Here is a 19,982-nt window from a genome sequence, read left to right on the forward strand (position 1 = left end):
GCAGGAGGCGACCGGCGCGACTACCGTGAAGCCGGTGACCGCACGCCGCTTCCTCCAGGTCAATGTCTTCTCCGCCGACCCGCTCGGCGGCAACCCCCTCGCCGTCGTGGTCGACGCGGCCGGACTGTCCACGGACCGCATGCAGCGACTCGCCCGCTGGACCAATCTGTCCGAGACCGCCTTCCTGCTCCCGCCGAGCAGCGAGGAAGCCGACTACCGCGTCCGGATCTTCACACCGACGGCCGAGTTGCCCTTCGCCGGGCACCCGACCCTGGGCACCGCGCACGCGTTGCTGGCCACGGGCGGGACGCCCCGCACGCCGGGACGGCTGGTCCAGGAGTGCGGCGCCGGAGCGGTCGCCCTCCGCGACGACGGCGGACGGTGGGCCTTCGCCGGTCCGCCACTGGTGCGCTACGAACCGCCCACCGACGAGATCCGGGGCCGGGTCACCGCGGCACTCGGCCTGACCAGGGAGCAGGTGCTCGACGCTTCGTGGGTCGACAACGGCCCGGGGTGGCTCGGGCTGCGACTCGACTCGGCCGAGACGGTGCGCGGCGTCGTTCCCGACTACCCGGCGCTTGGCGGCCTGGACGTCGGCATCGTCGGCGCGATCGACGGTGCGGGCTCCGGTGAGCCGGCCTTCGAGGTCCGGGCGTTCATGGACACCGGAGACGAGGACCCGGTGACGGGCAGCCTCAACGCCTCCCTGGGTCGCTGGCTGCGGGACCTGGGGGTTGCGCCGTCGTCCTACGTCGCCGCGCAGGGCGCAGCCCTCGGGCGCACGGGCAGGATCCACATCAGCGAGGACGACGGCGAGATCTGGGTGGCCGGCGAGGTCACCACCGTCGTCGACGGCACCATCGACCTCGAGGGCGGCGAACGATGACCGTGACCGTCTGCGGCAACTGCGCCGTCGAGCACGCCGAGCCCGGCGAGATCTGCGTGATCTGTGCCGACGAGCGCGAGTGGGTCCCGGCCGAAGGGCAACGGTGGACCACGCCGGAGGAGCTGGCCGCCGAGGGGACCCGCACCACGGTGCGCGAGCTGGAGCCCGGGCTGATCGCCGTCGGGGCCCGGCCGAGCGTCGGCATCGGCCAAACGAGCCTGCTGGTGACCACCTCGGGCGGGAACGTGCTGTGGGATCCGTTGGGCTTCCTCGACGACGACGGCGTGGCGGCGGTGCTGCGACACGGTGAGGTGGTCGCCGTCGTCGCGTCGCACCCGCACATGTTCGGCGTCCAGGTGGAGTGGAGCCGCCGGCTCGGTGACCCGCCGGTGCTCGTGGCAAAGGCGGACCAGGCGTGGGTGCAGCGGCCGGACCCGGTGATCGAGACCTGGTCCGGTGAGCTCTCGCCCGCCCCCGGGATCACCCTGAGCCAGCCCGGCGGCCACTTCCCGGGCAGCGCCGTGCTGCACTGGGCGGACGGCGCCGAGGGGCGCGGGGCGCTGCTGACCGGTGACACGATCTTCCCGAACCCGGACCGGACGACCGTCGGGTTTCTGCGCTCCTACCCCAACCTCATCCCGCTCTCCGGCGCGGTCGCGCAGCGCATCGCGGCACACGTGGAGCGCTATGACTTCGACCGGATCTACGGCAACTTCGCGAACGTCGTGCCGCGCGACGGGCGCGCTGCGGTACGCCGCTCCGCGGACCGGCACGCCGCTTGGGCACGCGGCGACCACGACGATCTGACGTAGCCACGTAGCCCGCCCGAGCCGCCTGACAGACGCCGACCGCTGCCGGTCCTGCCTCACGCTCCAGGAGGAACACGCGCGTCGGGCAGGAGCGGCAGCGGTCGGTGGTTCGGGTCGGGCTCAGGCGTACTGCGAGCGCCAGCCGCCACCCTCGCGGTACTCGGTCCGGGCGGTCACCGCGTACGGCACGGGGCTGACGACGACGCGCACGTCCTTCTGCTTGTGCGGCTGGACGGTGGTCTTCTTGCTGCCGCCGTCGGGCTCGCCCCAGGTGAGGGTGAGCTCGGTGCCGATCTCGACGTCGGGGTCGACGGTGCCCAACGACAGGCCGCGGCGCTCGTTGGCGCTGTACCCGGTGAACATCGACAGGCCGACCACCTTGCCGGCCGCGTCCTTGACCTCGTCGAAGTTCGAGGAGCCGTAGTTGGCGTTGGGCAGGTTGAAGAACTGGTAGCCCGGGCCCTCGACGTCGAGCAGCGAGGTCATGATCTCGCCGAGGTCGTCGGCGTTCCACGCGAAGGTGACCTTCTTGCGCTGGCGGCTGTGGTCGAGGTTCTCCAGCGCGTCGCGGCCGATGAAGTCGTGGTCGAACTTCACGAAGCTGCCGTAGCCGAGGTCCCACGGGTTCGTGTAGTAGTCGGTGATGTCGTCCGAGACGAAGCTGCCGGCCAGGGCGTTGGTGGCCTCGTAGCCGTTCGCGGGCAGCCACTCGCGGTAGGGCCGCTCGGCCTCGCCGTCGTAGATCGCCGGCAGCGGGGAGGGGATCCAGCCGGACTCGAGGGTGTTCGAGGAGTACGCGCGGGAGCCGACCGGCTCGAGGCCGAACTCCTCACCGGCCTCGAGGATGGTCTCGCGGATGTCGTCGTAGTCCTCGTACGGGCCCCACAGTTCCAGGCCGGGGGCGCCGGCCATGCCGTGACGCAGGGTGCGCACGGTCTTGTTGCCGACGTTCATCGTCGCCATGCGGAAGAACTTGAGCTGCTCGACCGGACCGCCGTTGACCTTCTCGATGACCTCCCATGCGCGCGGGCCCTGGATCTGGAAGCGCCACAGCTTGCGGGTGACCTGCTTGCCGTTCGGGCGGGAGGGCGAGCGGTCGTCCTTGACGATCTCGACGTTGTAGCCGCCGGTCTCACCGTGGAACATCAGCCAGTTGGCGGCCGGTGCGCGGCCGACGAAGGTGAACTCATCCTCCTCCTCGTGGAAGAGGATGCCGTCACCGATGACGTTCCCGGCGGCGGTGGTGGGCACGTACTGCTTGGCCATGTTCACCGGGAAGTTCGCGACGGAGTTGATCGCGGTGTCCGAGATCAGCTTCAGCGCGTCCGGGCCCTTGATGAACAGGTTGACCATGTGGTGGGACTGGTCGAACAGCACGGCGGTGTCGCGCCAGGCGCGCTGCTCGCGCTGCCAGTTGGTGAACTCGGCGGCCACCACCGGATAGATGTAGGCGCCGAGCTGGCTGTTGCGGAGCAGCTCGACGGTGTTGCCCGCTGCGTCGAGGACTTCCTGCAGGTTCTTCGCGGTCATCTCTTCCTTACCTCTCCGTGGCCGTCCGGCCCGTCGGTCCTGTGGTCGGCACGCGTGCGGCTCGTCAGCCCGAGTACTTCTCGAGCATCCGGCGCCGCCACTTCTCGGTGCCCTCGATCTCGTTGAACGTGAAGATGTGGAACCCGGCGATGTTCTGATCGCCCTCCCCCAGGTGCGGGGCGAGCCCGCGCACGACCTTGTTCGGGCTGTAGCCGCCGGGGAGGAGGAAGCGCCAGAACATGCTCTGCTGCTTCTTGAGGAACCGCGCCGACGCCCCCAGGCCGATCCCCGCCGAGATCCGCACCAGCTTCTCCCTGTTGACCTCACCGGGCATACCCACCCAGACCGGCTGGGTGATGCCCTTGCGCTGCAGGCCGCGGGCCCAGTCCAGGATCGTGCCGGCGTCGAAGCAGATCTGGGTGGCCACGTACGTGCCGACCTCGGCCTTCTCGCGCAGCGCCTCGTCGAGGCGCTCGTCCCCGATGTCAGCGTGACCTTCCGGGTAGCCGGTGATGCCGACCTCGGCGAACGGGTGGTCGAGCTCCTTGAGGGCACGGACCAGGCCGGGCGCGTCGGTGAAGGTCCCGGCCGGTTCCGGGGCGTCACCGCCGACGACGAAGATCTCCTCGATCCCGGCCTCGGTGGTCTTGGCGATGATCTCCGAGAGCTCGGCCTTGTCCTTGATCATGCGCGAGGACAGATGCGGGACGACGGCGTACCCCTCGCCGGCGAGCCGGACGGCGAAGTCGACGGTGCGCCAGATCCCCTTGCCCGGGGAGGCGGTGACGGTGACGGTGATGTCCTTCGGAACGTGGGCGAGCACCTTCTCGTCCACGCCTTTGAACGGCATCACCTCGTAGCGGAGCCCTTCCAAGAAGGACTGCACGGACGGACCGCCGGCTGCGGCGTCCACCTGCTCTGCCGGACCCACGCCCTCAGGAGCCATCCGGGAACCTCCGACCACGTCGTCCTCACGGTCGCTGCTGTGCGACCCACGGTGAACCTATAACCCGCCCTCTCGATAGGTCAACAGGATTGTCATCAATTTTGTACGCATAGCGCACGCCCCCTCCGCCGAGAGCGGAAACCTGTGCTTTGAGCGGACGTTTGAACGACCGCTCTTGACTCAACTGTCCGCTCTCGGCGCGGGCGGTTCGAGCACACTTTTGCTGACATGATTGTTGACAATGCTCGTGGCCGGTGGTTCGCTGGCGCCGTGGCCCCGGAGTGGGCGTGCCCGCCCGCGGCCGTGCGAGCACCGCCGACGATGCCGATCCAAGGAGACAACGCATGGCCACTGTTCCCCCGTCGCTCCTCGTGGTGAGCGCCCACGCGGGCGACTTCGTCTGGCGGGCGGGCGGCGCGATCGCCTCCGCCACCGCACGCGGCGAGCGCGCCGTCGTCGTCTGCCTGTCCTACGGCGAGCGCGGCGAGTCCGCGAAGGCCTGGCGCGAGGGCAAAGGGCTGGAGGAGATCAAGGCGCTGCGGCGAGAGGAGGCCGAGCACGCCGCCGCTGAGCTCGGCGCCGAGACCCGGTTCCTCGACGCCGGGGACTACCCGTTGATCGGCGACCGGGAGATCCTCGACCAGCTCGTGCGCGTCTACCGCGAGGTCAACCCGACCGTGGTGCTCACCCACACCCTCGCCGACCCGTACAACGGGGACCACCCGGAAGCCGCCCGGCTCGCCCTGCAGGCACGGGTGCTCGCCCAGGCGATCGGCTACGACGCCCCGGGCGACCCCCTCGGCGCTCCCCCGGTCTTCTTCTTCGAGCCGCACCAGCCCGAGCAGTGCGACTTCAAGCCGGACGTGCTGCTCGACATCACCGACGTCTTCGCCACCAAGCGCCGCGCCATGGAGTGCCTGGGCGCGCAGCAGCACATGTGGGACTACTACACCGACCTCGCCGTCCGCCGCGGGGTCCAGCTCAAGCGCAACGCCGGCCCGAACCTCGGCTTCCCCACCGACACCAAGGGCGAGGCCTACATGCGCTACTACCCGCAGGTCACCGACCGCCTGGAGTGAGGCAGCCCGTGGACAACGTGATCGTCACCAATCCGCCGCGTGCCGCCCTGGAGGAGGTGGACGCGCTCGCCGGGTTCGGCGTGGCCACGGTGCACGAGGCCATGGGGCGCACCGGCCTGCTCGGTCCCGAACTGCGGCCGATCCAGGCCGACACCCGCATCGCCGGCACCGCCGTGACCGTGCTGAGCTGGCCCGGCGACAACCTCATGATCCATGCGGCGGTCGAGCAGTGCCGGGCGGGAGACATCCTCGTGGTCACCACCACCTCCGCGTCCTGGGACGGCGCGTTCGGCGAGCTGTTCGCCACCGCGCTCGCTCACCGGGGGGTCCGCGGCGTGGTCACCACCACCGGCATCCGCGACACCGCCGAGCTGCGCGCCATGGGATTCCCTGCCTGGTCGGCCGCCGTCCACGCCCAGGGCACCGTCAAGGCCACGCCCGGCGCCGTCAACGTGCCGGTCACCATCGGACCGACGGTCGTCTCCCCCGGCGATGTCGTCCTGGCCGACGACGACGGCGTGCTGTGCATCCCGCGCGAGCGGACCACCGCCGCGATCGAGTCCTCCCGCGCCCGCGAGGCGAAGGAGGCGGCCACCCGGGAGGCGTTCGAGGCCGGTCAGCTCGGCCTCGACCGGTACGGCCTGCGCGAGGTGCTGGAGCAACTGGGCGTGCGGTACGTCGACGCCGCCGACGCCGGAGGTCACCGGTGACCGCTCCCCTGCACCCCGATCCCGTCACCGACGGTATCCGCTGCCTGGTGATGCGCGGCGGGACGTCCAAGGGCGCCTACTTCCTGAGCTCGGACCTGCCCACCGAGACCGCCGCCCGGGACGGCCTGCTGCTGCGGATCATGGGCAGCCCCGACCCGAGACAGATCGACGGGATCGGCGGCGCACACCCGCTGACGTCCAAGGTGGCCGTGGTGAGCCCGTCCGCGGACGAACGCGCCGACGTCGACTACCTCTTCCTGCAGGTCGCGGTGGACAAGGCCGAGGTCACCGACCGGCAGAACTGCGGCAACATCCTCGCCGGCATCGGTCCGTTCGCGGTCGAGCGCGGCCTCGTCGCCGCCGGGTCCGAGACGACGTCGGTGCGCATCCGGCTGGTCAACTCCGACTCCTACGCCGTCGCCACCTTCGCCACGCCCGGTGGCCGGGTCCGTTACGACGGCGGCCTCGCGATCGACGGCGTCCCCGGCACGGCCGCCCCGATCACCCTGGAGTTCGCCGACACCGCCGGTTCCGCGACCGGCGCCCTGCTCCCCACAGGGCACGTCACCGACACCGTGGCGACCGCCGCCGGCGACATCCAGGTCACCTGTGTGGACAACGGCATGCCCTCGGTGCTCATCGCGGCGAGCGACCTCGGTGTCGCGGGCACCGAGGAGCCGGCCGACCTGGAGGCGGACGAGGCGCTCGCCGCACGCCTGGCCGAGATCCGGCTCGCGGCCGCCGGGCTCATGGGCATGGGAGACGTCAGCGCCGCGACCGTCCCCAAGCTCGTGCTGCTCTCCCCGCCGCGGCACGGCGGCGTCGTCGGCACACGGAGCTTCCTGCCGGTGCGCTGCCACACCTCCATCGGCGTCCTCGGGGCGCTGACCGTCGCCGCGGGCGTGCGCATCCCCGGCTCGGTCGGTCACGACCTGGCCGACCTGCCCGGCGCCGGTGAACCGATGCCGATCGAGCACCCCACCGGCCACCTCGACGTCACCGCCGAGATCACCGAGACCGGCGGCGAGCTCACCACCGCCTCGTCCAGTGTGTTGCGCACGGCGCGCAAGCTCCTCGACGGCGTCGTCCATCCCCGCCCGTGAGTACGCCGCCACAGCCTCGTCCGAGCATCGCCGTCAGAGAGGACCGCCCGAGATGACCCACTACACCTCCTTCGACGTCGCACACCTGTCCGCCGTCGAGATCTTCACGCCCACCTTCGACGAATCCCTCTGGTTCTTCCGCGACCTGCTCGCCATGCGAGTAGTGGCCGAGGACGGCAACTCCGTGTACCTGCGGACCTGGGACGAGTACGAGCTGTTCACCATCAAGCTCACCGCCAAGGACGCGGCCGGCGTGGGGCGCACCTGGGTGCGGGCCTCGAGCCAGGAGGCTCTCGAGCGCCGGGTGGCCGCCATCGAGGAGACCGGGCTCGGGATCGGTTGGGCCGACGGGGAGGTCGGAACCGGCCCGACGTACCTGTTCAACGACCCGGACGGCCACGACATGGCCATCTACTACGAGACCGAGCGGTACGTCGCCACCGACGACAAGCCGGCCCTGAAGAACCAGGCCTCCGCGTTCCCGGGCCGCGGCGTCAACGCGCGCCGTCTCGACCACATCAACTACCTGGGTAAGGACGTCGAGGCCAACGGCGAGTTCCTCGCCACGGCACTCGGCATGCGCGAGAGCGAGCGGATCCGGCTCGACAACGGCAAGTTCGCCGCCTGGTGGTTCCACTTCGGACTGAAGTCCTACGACATCGTCTACTCCGACGACTGGACCAAGCACGGCAACCGCCTGCACCACGTAGCCTTCGCCCCGGACACCCGCGAGGACATCCTCAAGGCCGCGGACATCTTCCTGGAGAACGGCATCCACATCGAGTCCGGCCCGCACAAGCACGCCATCAACCAGACGTTCTTCCTCTACGTCTGGGAACCGGGCGGGAACCGCATCGAGTTCGCCCAGGCCGGCGCCCGCCTGCTGCTCGATCCCGACCAGCCGGTCGTCGAGTGGTCCGAGGCGGAGCGCAAGAAGGGGCAGGCGTGGGGCATGAAGACCATCGAGACGTTCCACACGCACGGCACGCCGATCGTGGATCAGACTCCTGCATCGAGCTGAGCCGGGCGCCGGTCAGCTCACTAGGCCGGGGCCGGGTGTCGCGGGACGTCCAGTCCTCGCTCGTTCCTCGCTCGGACGGCCCGACCCAACCAGCCCCGCGACATCCCGCCCCCGGCCTGCCCGGTCCAGCCAGCCTCGCCGCGCTCCCGACCCCGCCGCTCCCAGCCGCTTGGCCCCACCCTTCGGATTGGGCTGTCGAAGTGTCCGCGGAGTCAGGCCTGGAGGGCGTCGATGACGCTGGCCAGGTGTGCGCGCGTCGCGGCCTCGGCAGCCTCCGGGCTGCGTTCCACAATGGCGTCGATGATGGCGGCGTGCTCCGGCGCGGACTTCGCGGCCCGGGCGGGCTGGAAGGACAGGCGGAACTGGTGACGTACGGTCTGTGCGTGCAGGCGCGAGAGAACCTCCGAGGCGACGCCGTGCTTGCTGATCTCGCGGATCCGCCGGTCGAGGTGACGGTTCAGCTCCGAGTAGCGCATGAGGTCACCGGAATCCACCGAGTCGAGGATGTCCTGGCGCAGCTGCCGGAACTCGGCGATCTCGTCCTCGCTGATCCGCTCCGCGGCCTTCGCGGCACACAGGCCCTCCACGCCCTGGCGCACCTCGAGGATCTCGATGGCCTCTTCCACGCTGATCGCGCGTACCCGGGAGCCGCGGTGCGGCATCCGGTCGACCAGGCCCTCGCCGGCGAGCTCGAGCAGCGCCGTGCGCACGGCGGCGCGGCTCGCCCCGTACGTTGTCGACAAGTCGGTCTCGATGAGCCGCTGATGCGGCGCGAACTCGCCACTGATGATGGCCTCGCGGATCGCCTCCGCGAGTCGGGAGGTGCCGGCGGGCGTCGCACCGTCGGCTTCGTCAGTCACCTCTGCGCTCATGCGCTCCCCCACAGATTCCTCTCGCCGTCGCCGTTGTCCGGCCTCGTCGAGACACTACAACGCAACAATTTTGTTGACAATCATGCGCGCTGGGCAGACGACGACGCCGCGGCACCACCGCGGTCGATCAGTCACCGGGCGCGGACCCCAAGCCCATCATCGAGCCAGCTGAGACCGTCATCCGGATCGAGGAGGTGCCATGCACGTCGCACTACTCGGGCTCGGTGAGGCCGGCAGGATCTACGCCCGGGACCTGCTGGCACGCGGCGTCGTCGTCTCCGGCTACGACCCGCGCCCGGACGCGGCGGCCGCCGCACCGGACGGTCTCCGGCTCGCCGCCAGCGACGCCGCAGCCGCCCGGGACGCCGACCTCGTGCTCTCCCTCGTCGGCGCGGCGTCCGCCGAGGCCGCACTCGGGTCCGTGCTCGCGGACATCACCGGCGTGTTCGCTGATCTCAACACCACCTCGCCGGCGCACAAGGCCACCCTGGCTCGTTCCGCGGACGCCGCCGGGGTGCACTTCGCAGACGTCGCCGTCCTCGCGCCACTGCCCCGCGACGGCATCGGCACCCCACTGCTGGTCAGCGGCACCGGCGCAGAGGCCGCGGCCGCACTCCTGGACCGGGTCGGCGCCCCGATCGAGCAGGCCGGGCCACAGGCCGGCACCGCGGCGGGCCTCAAACTGCTGCGGTCGGTGTTCATGAAGGGCCTGGCCGGCCTCGTCTTCGAAGGGTTGACCGCCGCCGAGCGGACCGGTCGGCCCGGCGCCGTCGCCTGGCTGCGCGGCCAGATCGCCGCCGAGCTCGGCCCGGACGGGGACGCGCTCGTCGCCCGGTTGATCGCGGGCACGCGCACGCACGCCGCCCGCCGGGCGGCCGAGGCGGACGACGTCGCACGTTACCTGGGCGAGCTGGGCAGCCCGGTGTGGATGACGGAGGGCACGCGGCGATGGCTGCAGGAGATCGCCGCGCACCCCGAGCTGGCCGACTCACTGCTCACTGATCGTGCCGATCACGGAACCGTCGATCATCCCGCGCCCTGAGCCCAAGAGCCGAGAGCCGGACTGGAGTGGGGCCCTGATCGACGACGGCGCAGATGGCGCCCCTCTTGGCCGAACTGCAGTTGCACTACGGTCACCACGGGCCGCCGACCGATCACACCGCCGACGACCACCAACACTGGACACGAGTATGTTGGCAGGTTCTTGCCATGGCCGGTACATGCCACACGCAGCCATTGCCAGCGCCCCTAAGCCGTACCTAAAGTCGCTCGCGGAACTGGACGCGCCACCGATTCCAGCGAGTTGGGCATGACACGACAAGCTTTCCGTGGTTGAAGCAGATTACTAGTGGAGGCGTAGCCCTCGCCCTTTCTGTTGGTACTGCCGGTGTCGCCGGCGCGGAAACCGATAATCCATCTAGCGCGACGACGTCGCAGCCTTAGTTCGTGACACCGCTCCAGCGGAAGCCACAGTGAACGACGACGGGTCAGCCTCTCTGCAGGTTCGCGACGAAGATTCCGGCATAGCCGTTGAGGTCGCGTCCATAGACCCCCCATGGTCACGCGACGCAACAGGCCAACCCGTTGAAACTCACTACTCGGTCCGCGATGGTGCCCTGGTGCAAGTCGTGACACCAGACGCCGACGTGTCGTACCCAATCGTCGCTGACCCTCGCCTAACATTCGGGCTGGGAGTATCCGTCAATGGTCTCGGCCATGAGTGGAAGACCCTCAAGGCGGCCATTGTCGGTGCCGGGGGCGCGATCGTCGTAGGCTCTTGCCTCATCGTCAATATTCCCAATCCATGGGCTGCCGTTCTCAAGGCCGCATGCGGCACCATCGGCGCCTCTAACCTCAGAAACTTCGTGAGTTGGGTTAGGAATACTTACGCAACGTCATCACTTCGCAACACCACTTGCTACCAAATCCGCGTCCCTCCGCAGCCAAATCCGCGACTTGTAGCGGTCAACACGCAAGGAAATTGCTTCTCGTGAGGGACCCAAGAGCTCGACAGACGCTTGCCGCCGTCGTCGGGATGGCGATAATCGGATCACTCAGCCTGACTCTCGACGCTTGGTCATGGTGGCAGATTGCCGCCGTGTGTCTCGTTCCCTACGGACTGGCCATCTGGCTGGCTGGGCGCCATAAAGGGACGAGGGGGGAGCGAAACGGGGCGCCATAGGCGAACGCCCAAACGTTGGTCTCCGGCCACTCAGGACACCGTTCCGGAACTAGTCGGGCACACCACCACCCGGCGGGCGTCGACCGCGACCCGACAGTGACTCAGGGACAGACGCTCACACGGCCAGGTGCCCGATGGAGCGGGTGTCCTGGAAGTCCCGGATCCCCTCGATGCCCTGCTCGCGGCCGATTCCGCTGCCCTTCATGCCGCCGAAGGGCGCCCGCAGGTCCAGCCGGGTCGCGCCGTGGTCGTTGACGAATACGAAGCCGCAGACGAGCTGACCGCCGACGCGGTTCGCCGCCTCCGCGTCCGCGGTCCAGACCGAGCCGCACAGCCCCGCCCAGGTGTCGTTCGCCGCCGCGACGGCCTCCTCCTCGGAGTCGAACGGCATGACCGGGATCGTCGGCCCGAACTGCTCCTCGGTGACCACCCGCAGGTCGCGTGGCGGGTCGAGCACCAGGGAGGGCCGCACGAAGTTCCCGTCCGGATAGTCCGCGGGCAGCTCGCCGAACTCGCGCACCTCGGCGCCGGCCTGCTTGGCCTCGGCGACGAGCTCCTCGACGAACTCCTTCTGCGCCGACTGATGCAGCGGCCCCATCGTCGTGCCCTCGGCCAGCGCGTGGCCCAGCACCGTGCGAGACAGTCGCTCGGTCAGGGCGTCGACGACCTCCTGGTACCGCGACCGGTGCACATAGAGTCGCTTGGCCGCCATGCAGATCTGTCCGGTGGTGTCGAAGATCCCGGCGAACAGCCGGTCCAGGGCGGCTTCGTCGAGCACCGCGTCCTCGAGGATGATCGCCGGGTCGTTGCCGCCCAGCTCGAGCGTGACCCGAGTCAACGACGGCGCGGCGAGCTCCATGATCTTCGACCCGCCCCGCACGCTGCCGGTGAAGCACACCTTGGCCACGTCCGGGCTCTGGATGAGCGGCGACATATCGGCATCGCGGCCGGTGACGACGTTGAGCACCCCCGGCGGGAGCTGCTCGGCCACCCGCTGGACCACTCGGGTCGTGGCCAGCGGCGTCGTCGGCGGTGGTTTGACGATCACGGTGTTGCCGGCCATCAGGGCGTGCGGCAGCGACGCCCCGAGGATGGCGACGGGCCAGTTGAACGGCACGATGATCGTCACCACGCCGAGCGGCTGGTAGCCCACGGTGGTCGTCACCGGCGGTCCGGGCAGCTCGTGGGTGGCGTCGACCTCGTCGGCAAGGGCCGTCGCCAGTTCGGTGCGAATGTTGAACACCAGCAGGTCGACACTGGCCTCGGGGAGAATCTTGCCGTTCTCCCGAGCGAGGATGCGGGCGTCGGCGTCGCGGTGGGCCTCCAGGCCGGAGATGGCCGCGTTGATCTGCTCGGCCCGCTGCTGCGGCGTCAGCGCCGACCACGCCGGGAACGCCTCCTTCGCGGCGGCGACCGCGTCCTCGGCGTCCTGCCGGCTCGCGGCGGCTGCCCGCCCGATCACGACCGACGGGTCGGCCGGCTCCCGGACCTCCAGGTGGTCGGTGCCCTCGCGGGCACCGCCACCGATGTAGATGCCGGTGGTGACCGGCTCGTCGTGCGCTTGCTGGGGCTGGGTGTCTGACTGCACTGCCATGACATGCTCTCCCTTCGCCGGCGTGAGGGCCGCCGGCTCGGCGGGCGGGGAAGGCGGTCTGCTCGGGACCGGGCGGCTCAGTAGCCGTCCGTGATCTCGTACTTCTCGCCGTTGAACTCGGTGACCTCGACGTCGCTGATCGGTGGGACACCGGGCTCGGTGGTGTTGATGGTGACTCCGTCGAGCAGCATCGGCGCGTCGAGATCTTCGATGCTGCGAACGGCCTCCATGAAGCTCTCGCGGGTGGGCTGCTCCATCCGGGTGAACGCGTCCTCGAGGGCGGCTCCGGCGGCGTAGCTCCACGCGCAGTGCGGCACGAAGGTCGTGGTGATGTTGGAAGCGTACTGCTCCATGTCCTCCTGGAACTGCACGACCTCCTCGTCGTCGGCGAACTCCGGATCGTTCGGGTCCTTGGCGGACTGGGTGGTGTACACGCCGGGGAAGGCGTCCGCGCTGCCGGGCTCGAGGACGTCGGAGACGCTCGAGGTGTTCGAGGGCAGGAAGACCCGCGGCGTCCAGCCGAGCTGCTGGGCCTGCAGGAGGGACTGCACGGCCAGGTTGTGCTGGGAGTTGGCGTTGAAGAAGACGTCGGCGTCGGAGTCCGCGAGGTCGGTGACCTGCGCATCGATGGAGGTGTCCGCCGGCTCGTAGGTGGCGCGGGCGACGATCTCGACGTCGCTGCCTTCGATCCCCGCTTCCAGGCCCTCGACGTAGTCCTCGCCGAAGTCGTCGTTCTGGGCGAGCACGGCGACCGTGATCGGCTCACCGGCCTCGGCGAGCAGGGCGCCGAACGCCTCACCCTCCCCCTTGTAGGTGGGGACCAGCCCCATCGTGTACGGGTTGGCCTCGGGGTCCTCGCTGAACTGGCTGGCGCCGGTGGTGAGGAAGACCTGCGGGACCTCCTGCTCGTTGGCCAGCGGCATGACCGCGAGGTTGGTGGGGGTGCCGAGGCTGAGGATGTCGCCGAAGACGCCGTCGTTGATCATCTGGCGGAAGTTGCTCACCGCCCGAGAGGGGTCGTAGGCGTCGTCATAGGAGCGGATCTGCACGGTACGGGTCTGCCCGTCACCGAACTCGATGCCGCCCTCCTCGTTGCGGCGCTCCATGTACGCCGTTACGCCGGCGACCGTGCAGGTACCGGGTCCGGCGGTGGGACCGGACAGCGGCGTCGTGATGCCGAAGGTGATCTCCTCGTCGGTGATACCCGGCGAGGCCTCGACCTCACCGCCGTCACCGTCGCCCCCACCGCCGCTGGAGTCGCGCCCGCAGGCGCTCAGGGCGAGGGTGGCCGCTCCGGCGATCGCGAGGATCCTGACTGCGTGCTGCCTCATCGTTGTTGCCTCTCTGTCTGTGACGATGCCTCGGTCTGGGTTCCGCCGTCGTCGGTGGGACCGGCCGCGGCCGTGGATCTCGTGCCCGGTCCGTCGTCGCGCCGCCGCCTGAGGCGACGCAAGGCCCGTGGGAGGGACGTCAGGCCGCCGGGGAGCACGAAGAGGATGACGAGCAGGATGATCCCCGAGTACATCGCAGCCCTGCTGGGGTTGACCTGGCCTGCGACGAAGGGGACGAGGACGTAGTAGACGCCGCCGAGGAGCGAGCCGAGGATGCTGGCGCTGCCCCCGATGACCATGGCGGCGAGGATGTTGATCGAGGTGGCGAAGCTCAGCGTCTCGGGCGAGACGTATTGGACTCCGACGAGATAGAGGAAGCCGGCGCACCCGCCGTAGAGTGCTGAGACGGTGAACGCGAGCACCTTGTACCGGTAGGGGCTCACCCCCATCGCGAGCGCCACGGACTCGTTGTCACGCACGATCGCGAGCGCGCGCCCCATCCGGCCCCGGAGGAAGTTCCGCGCGAGCAGGAAGAAGGCGACGGTCACCGCGAGGACCACGTAGTAGCGCCACTGGTCGGTGGCCAGGCCGGTCCACTCGGGCGCCTGCATGAACGAGACGGTCAACCCGCCGGAGCCGCCGGTGACCTCGTCGAACCGGCGCGCGAGGGGGATGCCGACGATGGGCAAGGTGATGGTGACCATGGCGATCGCCAGACCACGCAACCGTGCGGCCGCCAGCGCGACCAGCCAGCCGACGACGGCGGGGACGAGGCAGGCCGCCACGAAGACGAGCACGATGTTCCAGCCGTGGGTGACCCCGTACGCGCTCACGTAGGCCCCGAGGCCCAGGAACGCGGCCTGCCCCAGGGAGACCTGCCCGCCGTACCCCATGATGATGTTGAGCCCGAGGACGGCCACGGCGAACGCCGCCATCATCGTGACCTGGTAGACGGCGTACTGGGTGAGGTTGAGCGGAGCGCCGAGGGCGATCAGTGCCACGAGCACGACCGCCGCGATGCGCACCCAGCGGCGCTGCCACCACTCGCTCAGCCGGGCCCGAGCCGGCGCGGGAAAGGTCTGCGTCGTCGTCATACCCGGACCACCTGCTTCCGGCCGAACAGCCCCTGCGGTCGAATCACCAGGATGAGGAACATCAGCGCCATCGGAACGGCGATCTTGAGATCGTCACCGATGAATGGGATGTAGCCGCCCGCGAGGTTCTCGGCCACCCCGATGAACCAGGCGGCGACGACGGCACCGACCGGTGAGTCGAGACCGCCGAGAATCGCTGCCGCCAAGGCGTAGACGAGGACGAAGTCGAGCATCGACGGCGTCAGGAAGAGCTTGGGTGCCACGAGCGCGCCGCCGACGGCACCGAGCGCGGCTGCCAGCCCCCACCCGATCATGAGCATCCGGCCGACCGGGATCCCGGACAGTGCGGCCGACGTCGGGGCGCCGGAGACCGCACGCAGGGCGAGTCCGAGCTTGGTCTTGAGGAACAGCAGCTGCAGCAGGCCCATGACGAGGATCGTCACCACGATGGTGCCGAGGTTGCGCAGCCCCACGTGCGCACCGCCGACGCTGACCGACTCCAGCGGGAAGAGCGAGGGGAACTCCCGGTGGTTGTAGCTCCAGATAGTCCCGGACAGGCCGGCGAGCAGGACGAACAGACCGACGGTGACCACGACCGCGACGTCGTGCGAACCACCCTCGAAGCGGCGGATCACCACCCGTTCGACGAACGCACCGAAGACGAACGAGCCGACGACGGCGCACACAATCGCCAGCCAGACCGGCAGGCCCGACTGGACGAAGGCGAAGGCCACGTACGTGGAGAAGACGGCCATCGAGCCCTGGGCGAAGTTGATCAGCCCGGTGGCACGGTGCACCAGCACGATGGCGAGCGCCAGCAGGGCGTAGATGGAGCCGGTGGCGAGCCCGTCGACGACGAGCTGGACGAAACGTTCCATGTCAGCTCCCCAGGTACGCGCGGCGGATCTCGTCCCGGCCCATGAGCTCGTCCCGGGGGCCGGACAGGACGCTGCGCCCCGTCTCCAGGACGGTCGCCGAATCGACGAGGGTGAAGGCGAGGTTGGCGTTCTGCTCGACCACGAGCATCGAGACCGCCGTCTCCTTCCGCAGCCGCCCGATGGACTCGTAGACGGTCGCGGCGGTCGTCGGGGCGAGCCCGAGCGACGGTTCGTCGAGCAGTAGCAACCGGGGTTTGGCCATCATTCCGCGGGCGACGGCGAGCATCTGCTGCTCGCCGCCGGAGAGGCCGGCCGCCGGGGCGGAGACGCGGTCGGCGAGGTTCGGGAAGAGGTCGAGGCACCGGTCGATGTCCTCGGCGACCCCGGACCTGTCCTTGCGCTGGTACGCGCCGACGAGCAGGTTCTCCCGTACGGACAGGTGACCCAGGGTCCCGCGCCCCTCGGGCACGTGGGCTATCCCGAGGCGAGCGACCTGGTCCGGGCGCAGGCCCCGCAGGCTCCGGCCGTCGAAGGTGAGCGAGCCACCGGTGCGGACCATGCCACTGATGGCGCGCAACGTCGTCGTCTTCCCGGCGCCGTTCGCCCCGAGGATCCCGACGGCGCCACCGTCCTCGAGGCTCAGGGAGACGCCGTCGAGGACCTGGATGCGGCCGTAGGAGGCGGTGACGTCGGTCAGTTCCAGCAGAGGGCTCCGCGCGGTCATGCCGAGACCCCCAGGTACGCCTCGATGACGCGCGGGTCGTTGCGCGCCTCCTCCGCCGTGCCCGCCATGAGTTCGCGTCCGTTGTCGAGCACGACGACCTTGTCCGTCACGGCCGAGATGACGCCCATGTGGTGCTCGACCACGACCACGGTCACCTCGCCCTCGTCGCGCAACCGCCGCACGGAGTCGATGAACTGCTCGACCTCGCCGTGCGAGAGCCCGGCGGCGGGCTCGTCGAGCAGCAGCAGGCTGGGGCGGGAGAGCATCGCGCGGCAGAGTTCGATGCCCTTGTGCAGACCGTGCGAGAGCTCCTCGGGCCGGCGATGCGTGGCCCAGGCGAGCCCGAACCGCTCGAGCAGCTCCTCGGCCTCCTCGCGTGCCTCCCGCTCCGCACGGCGCGTACCCGGCAGGCGCAGCGACCAGGCGATCGGGCCTCCCGGCAGGCGCGAGTGGGCGCCGAGCAGCACGTTCTCCAGCACCGTCGCGCTCAGCTGCAGTGCGGGATGCTGGAAGGTGCGCGCCAATCCGGCCTCTGCCAGGCGCGAAGGGGGCAGTGCGAGCGCGTCGACGTCGTCGAGCCGGATCGCGCCCGACGTCGGCCGGTAGTGGCCGCTGATGCAGTTGAACAGGGACGTCTTGCCCGCACCGTTGGGACCGACGAGGCCGAGTACCGTTCCGGGCTCGACCTCGAGGCTGACGTCCTGCAGAACCTGGATCCCGCCGAACTGCAGGCTGACGTCCTCGAGCACCAATCTCGTCGCCATCAGCGGACCATCGCCCGTCGTCGTGCCGTGTGCGTCATCGCATCTCCCAGGCGCCCCGTAGCGCGTTACCGAACAACCGTGCGGCGAGCGTACGGCCGCCTCGGAGAAATCGTCAACATTCGTGTCAACACTGTGACCCGCAGGCCGGAAGAGCAATCTCGGCCGTGTGGGCGCTCGACATGCCGCGCTCCACACCCGACGTCACGCCACCACGACGAAGCCCCTGCCAGACTGTCGAAAGAATCGTTGACAGAAATGTCTGGGATTGCCAGCATGACGGATGGCCGCCCGGCAGGCAGCATGGCCGTGCACGCCACCACCGCAGCCTTCGAGGACGAAGAAGGGACTCTTCCGTGACCACAGTGAGGCCGACCGAAGCCAGCGCCGCCCACCAGCCGGCAGACCGAGGTCGCCTCATGGTCCACGGAGCGGACCGACCGGGGATCGTCTCCGCCGTCTCCGGGCTGCTGACCGAGCAGGGCGCCAACATCATCTCCCTCGACCAGCACTCCACGGACCACGAGGGCGGCCGCTTCTTCCAGCGCACCGAGTTCCACCTGCCGGACCTGACGGTGCGCCGGCGCGACCTCGAGCAGGCGCTGGACGAGACCCTGCAGCCGCTCGGCATGACCTGGACGCTGACCGAGGCGCAGCAGCGCAAGCGCGTGGCGATCTTCGCGTCCAAGATGGACCACTGCCTGCTGGACCTGCTCTGGCGCGAGCGGCGCGGTGAGCTCGCGATGACCACCACGATGGTCGTCGACAACCATCCCGACCTCGCCGAGGAGGTCCGCGGCTTCGGCGTGCCGTACTTCCACGTGCCCGTGCCCAAGGGCGACAAGTCCGAGGCCGAGCAGCGCCAGATCGACCTGGTCAAGGACAACGTCGACTTCGTCATCCTGGCCCGCTACATGCAGATCCTCTCCAGCGACTTCCTCGAGAACGTGGGCGTCCCGGTTATCAATATCCACCACTCGTTCCTGCCGGCCTTCATGGGGGCCGGCCCCTACTTCAAGGCGAAGGAACGCGGCGTCAAGCTCATCGGGGCCACCGCGCACTACGTCACCGAAGACCTCGACGAGGGACCGATCATCGAGCAGGACGTCGCCCGGGTGACCCACGCCGACACGGTCGACGACCTCACCCGCACCGGCGCCGACGTCGAGCGCCGGGTGCTGGCCCGCGCGGTCGCCTGGCATTGCGAGGACCGGGTCTTCCGGGACGGGAACAGCACCGTCGTCTTCGCCTGAGCTGGCGGGACCGGGCGTCGGAGGCCGCGTCGCACACCGGCGGCTCCGGCGACCTCGACGTGCCAGCACGCGCAGACCAAATCAATGACGTTCTCAATCATTGACGAACCTAAGCGCATGCGTGCTACGTTGCCGCCACCTCACCGATGAGGACTGCTGGGCCCCTCTCCTGGAAGGACCTGATCGATGCGCACGAAGACGTGTCTGCTCGCAGCTGCGACCGCCCTGGCCCTGGCCGCCTGCGGCGCGGAAGGCGAACCGTCCGGAAACGGCGACGCCGGCGGCGACGGCGGCGACCTGACCCCCATCACCGTCGGGATCCTGCCGGTCTCGGCGATCGCGGGCCTCGAGCTCGGCGTGGAGAACGGCATCTTCGAGGAACACGGTCTCGACGTCACGCTCGAGGTCGGCCAGGGTGGCGCGGCGCTGCTCCCGGCGGTCGTCGCCGGCGACTACGACTTCGCCATCTCGAACCCGCTCTCCCTGCTCCAGGCGGAGGCGCAGGGCCTCGACGTCGACATCGTCACCGGCTACTCGCACTCGCTCGCCGAGGGCGACGACATCAACGGCACCTATGCCGGGGCACAGACGGACATCCACGAGATCTCCGACCTCGAAGGCGCCACGGTCGCCGTCAACACCATCGGCGGTCTCGGCGACCTGACGATCAAGGAGATGGTCCGCCAGGACGGCGGCGACCCGGACAGCCTGTCCTTCGTGGAGATCGGCTTCCCTGACATGCCCGCGGCCCTGGCCGGCGGCGACGTCGACGCCGCGTGGCTGCCCGAGCCGTTCATCACCATCTCCGGCGACGACGTCCGGCTGGTCGAGTACCAGAACCAGCTCGTGGCACCCGGCCTGTCCACCACGGTGCTGTTCACCTCCGGTGCGTACGCGCAGCAGAACCCGGACGTCGTCGAGGCGTTCACCGCGGCCGCCGACGAGGCCACCACCTACGCCGACGAGCACCCGGACGAGCAGCGCGACGTCCTCACCCGCTCACAGTTCCTCGAGATCGACGAGGAGCTCGCCCAGGCGATCCGCCTCGAAGGGCTGGGCCCGGAGATCGACCGGGCGGCGATGGACGCCGTCAACGAGATGGCCGTCGCGGACGGCATCTACGACGAGCCCGTGAACCTCGACGAGTTCCTCCCCTGACGAGGACGGGCGAGCCCGGACGTCGTCGCGGGCGGCCCGGCGCCCTGGCCC

The 19,982-nt window shown here is 69.8% G+C and carries 18 protein-coding genes; 9 read left to right on the forward strand and 9 right to left on the reverse strand.

The genetic code is table 11. The features are described 5' to 3' along the window. Nucleotides 1-34 precede the first annotated feature (34 nt). The gene (locus ACFSE6_RS06575) at nucleotides 35-886 is read left to right on the forward strand and encodes a PhzF family phenazine biosynthesis protein (RefSeq protein WP_388003824.1); all 852 of its coding nucleotides are present in this window, start codon (nucleotides 35-37) and stop codon (nucleotides 884-886) included. Next, nucleotides 883-1,698 carry an MBL fold metallo-hydrolase gene (locus ACFSE6_RS06580; protein WP_388003827.1) on the forward strand — a complete coding sequence of 272 codons (816 nt, stop codon included), beginning with the start codon at nucleotides 883-885 and terminating at the stop codon, nucleotides 1,696-1,698. Before ACFSE6_RS06575 ends, ACFSE6_RS06580 begins: the two co-directional genes overlap by 4 nt. A gap of 117 nt (nucleotides 1,699-1,815) precedes the next feature. On the opposite strand, the gene ligM is transcribed toward ACFSE6_RS06580, so the two are convergent. Together ligM and ACFSE6_RS06590 are read right to left on the reverse strand one after the other, a co-directional pair. Next, a complete protein-coding gene (ligM, locus tag ACFSE6_RS06585; protein WP_388003830.1) occupies nucleotides 1,816-3,225 on the reverse strand; it encodes a vanillate/3-O-methylgallate O-demethylase in 1,410 nt (469 codons plus the stop codon). 64 nt (nucleotides 3,226-3,289) lie between these two features. Next, nucleotides 3,290-4,171: a methylenetetrahydrofolate reductase gene (locus ACFSE6_RS06590; RefSeq protein ID WP_388003833.1), complete on the reverse strand. Its 882-nt coding sequence runs from the start codon at nucleotides 4,169-4,171 to the stop codon at nucleotides 3,290-3,292. Between the two features lie 344 nt (nucleotides 4,172-4,515). On the opposite strand from ACFSE6_RS06590, the gene ACFSE6_RS06595 reads away from it, so the two are divergent. From ACFSE6_RS06595 to ACFSE6_RS06610, 4 genes are read left to right on the forward strand one after another with little or no spacing between them, the layout of a single operon-like run. Beyond that, a complete protein-coding gene (locus ACFSE6_RS06595) occupies nucleotides 4,516-5,250 on the forward strand; it encodes a PIG-L deacetylase family protein (protein ID WP_388003836.1) in 735 nt (244 codons plus the stop codon). 8 nt (nucleotides 5,251-5,258) lie between these two features. Next, the gene (locus ACFSE6_RS06600; RefSeq protein ID WP_388003839.1) at nucleotides 5,259-5,960 is read left to right on the forward strand and encodes a 4-carboxy-4-hydroxy-2-oxoadipate aldolase/oxaloacetate decarboxylase; all 702 of its coding nucleotides are present in this window, start codon (nucleotides 5,259-5,261) and stop codon (nucleotides 5,958-5,960) included. Next, on the forward strand, nucleotides 5,957-7,063 hold the full coding sequence (locus tag ACFSE6_RS06605; RefSeq protein ID WP_388003842.1) for a 4-oxalomesaconate tautomerase: 1,107 nt from the start codon (nucleotides 5,957-5,959) through the stop codon (nucleotides 7,061-7,063). Before ACFSE6_RS06600 ends, ACFSE6_RS06605 begins: the two co-directional genes overlap by 4 nt. 52 nt (nucleotides 7,064-7,115) lie before the next feature. Continuing rightward, nucleotides 7,116-8,084 (forward strand): VOC family protein, encoded by a 969-nt coding sequence (locus tag ACFSE6_RS06610; protein ID WP_388003845.1) that lies wholly within the window; start codon nucleotides 7,116-7,118, stop codon nucleotides 8,082-8,084. 212 nt (nucleotides 8,085-8,296) lie between these two features. On the opposite strand, the gene ACFSE6_RS06615 is transcribed toward ACFSE6_RS06610, so the two are convergent. Further along, nucleotides 8,297-8,944 (reverse strand): GntR family transcriptional regulator, encoded by a 648-nt coding sequence (locus ACFSE6_RS06615; protein WP_388003848.1) that lies wholly within the window; start codon nucleotides 8,942-8,944, stop codon nucleotides 8,297-8,299. Between the two features lie 211 nt (nucleotides 8,945-9,155). On the opposite strand from ACFSE6_RS06615, the gene ACFSE6_RS06620 reads away from it, so the two are divergent. Continuing rightward, a complete protein-coding gene (locus tag ACFSE6_RS06620; RefSeq protein WP_388003851.1) occupies nucleotides 9,156-9,998 on the forward strand; it encodes a DUF1932 domain-containing protein in 843 nt (280 codons plus the stop codon). A 1,255-nt stretch (nucleotides 9,999-11,253) separates the two neighbouring features. On the opposite strand, the gene ACFSE6_RS06625 is transcribed toward ACFSE6_RS06620, so the two are convergent. The 6 genes from ACFSE6_RS06625 to ACFSE6_RS06650 form a co-directional block, all read right to left on the reverse strand. Beyond that, nucleotides 11,254-12,732, reverse strand: a complete 1,479-nt coding sequence (locus ACFSE6_RS06625; protein WP_388003854.1) for an aldehyde dehydrogenase family protein — start codon at nucleotides 12,730-12,732, stop codon at nucleotides 11,254-11,256. A gap of 77 nt (nucleotides 12,733-12,809) precedes the next feature. Continuing rightward, the gene (locus ACFSE6_RS06630; RefSeq protein ID WP_388003857.1) at nucleotides 12,810-14,063 is read right to left on the reverse strand and encodes an ABC transporter substrate-binding protein; all 1,254 of its coding nucleotides are present in this window, start codon (nucleotides 14,061-14,063) and stop codon (nucleotides 12,810-12,812) included. Next, the gene (locus tag ACFSE6_RS06635) at nucleotides 14,060-15,157 is read right to left on the reverse strand and encodes a branched-chain amino acid ABC transporter permease (RefSeq protein WP_388003860.1); all 1,098 of its coding nucleotides are present in this window, start codon (nucleotides 15,155-15,157) and stop codon (nucleotides 14,060-14,062) included. The genes ACFSE6_RS06630 and ACFSE6_RS06635 overlap by 4 nt, the downstream gene beginning before the upstream one ends. Next, complete coding sequence (locus tag ACFSE6_RS06640) at nucleotides 15,154-16,035, reverse strand: branched-chain amino acid ABC transporter permease (RefSeq protein ID WP_388003863.1); 882 nt, start codon at nucleotides 16,033-16,035, stop codon at nucleotides 15,154-15,156. The genes ACFSE6_RS06635 and ACFSE6_RS06640 overlap by 4 nt, the downstream gene beginning before the upstream one ends. 1 nt (nucleotide 16,036) lies before the next feature. After that, the gene (locus tag ACFSE6_RS06645; protein WP_388003866.1) at nucleotides 16,037-16,759 is read right to left on the reverse strand and encodes an ABC transporter ATP-binding protein; all 723 of its coding nucleotides are present in this window, start codon (nucleotides 16,757-16,759) and stop codon (nucleotides 16,037-16,039) included. Further along, entirely contained in the window at nucleotides 16,756-17,523 is a 768-nt protein-coding gene (locus tag ACFSE6_RS06650; RefSeq protein WP_388003869.1) for an ABC transporter ATP-binding protein, read from the reverse strand. Before ACFSE6_RS06650 ends, ACFSE6_RS06645 begins: the two co-directional genes overlap by 4 nt. Nucleotides 17,524-17,876: 353 nt before the next feature. Here ACFSE6_RS06650 and purU point away from each other — a divergent pair, with 353 nt between their 5' ends. Continuing rightward, complete coding sequence (gene purU, locus ACFSE6_RS06655; protein WP_388003872.1) at nucleotides 17,877-18,773, forward strand: formyltetrahydrofolate deformylase; 897 nt, start codon at nucleotides 17,877-17,879, stop codon at nucleotides 18,771-18,773. 186 nt (nucleotides 18,774-18,959) lie between these two features. Beyond that, entirely contained in the window at nucleotides 18,960-19,931 is a 972-nt protein-coding gene (locus ACFSE6_RS06660; protein ID WP_388003875.1) for an ABC transporter substrate-binding protein, read from the forward strand. The last annotated feature ends 51 nt before the right edge of the window (nucleotides 19,932-19,982 follow it).

Origin of the sequence: Georgenia deserti, assembly GCF_042680605.1 — a bacterium.
Taxonomy (GTDB): domain Bacteria; phylum Actinomycetota; class Actinomycetes; order Actinomycetales; family Actinomycetaceae; genus Allobogoriella; species Allobogoriella deserti.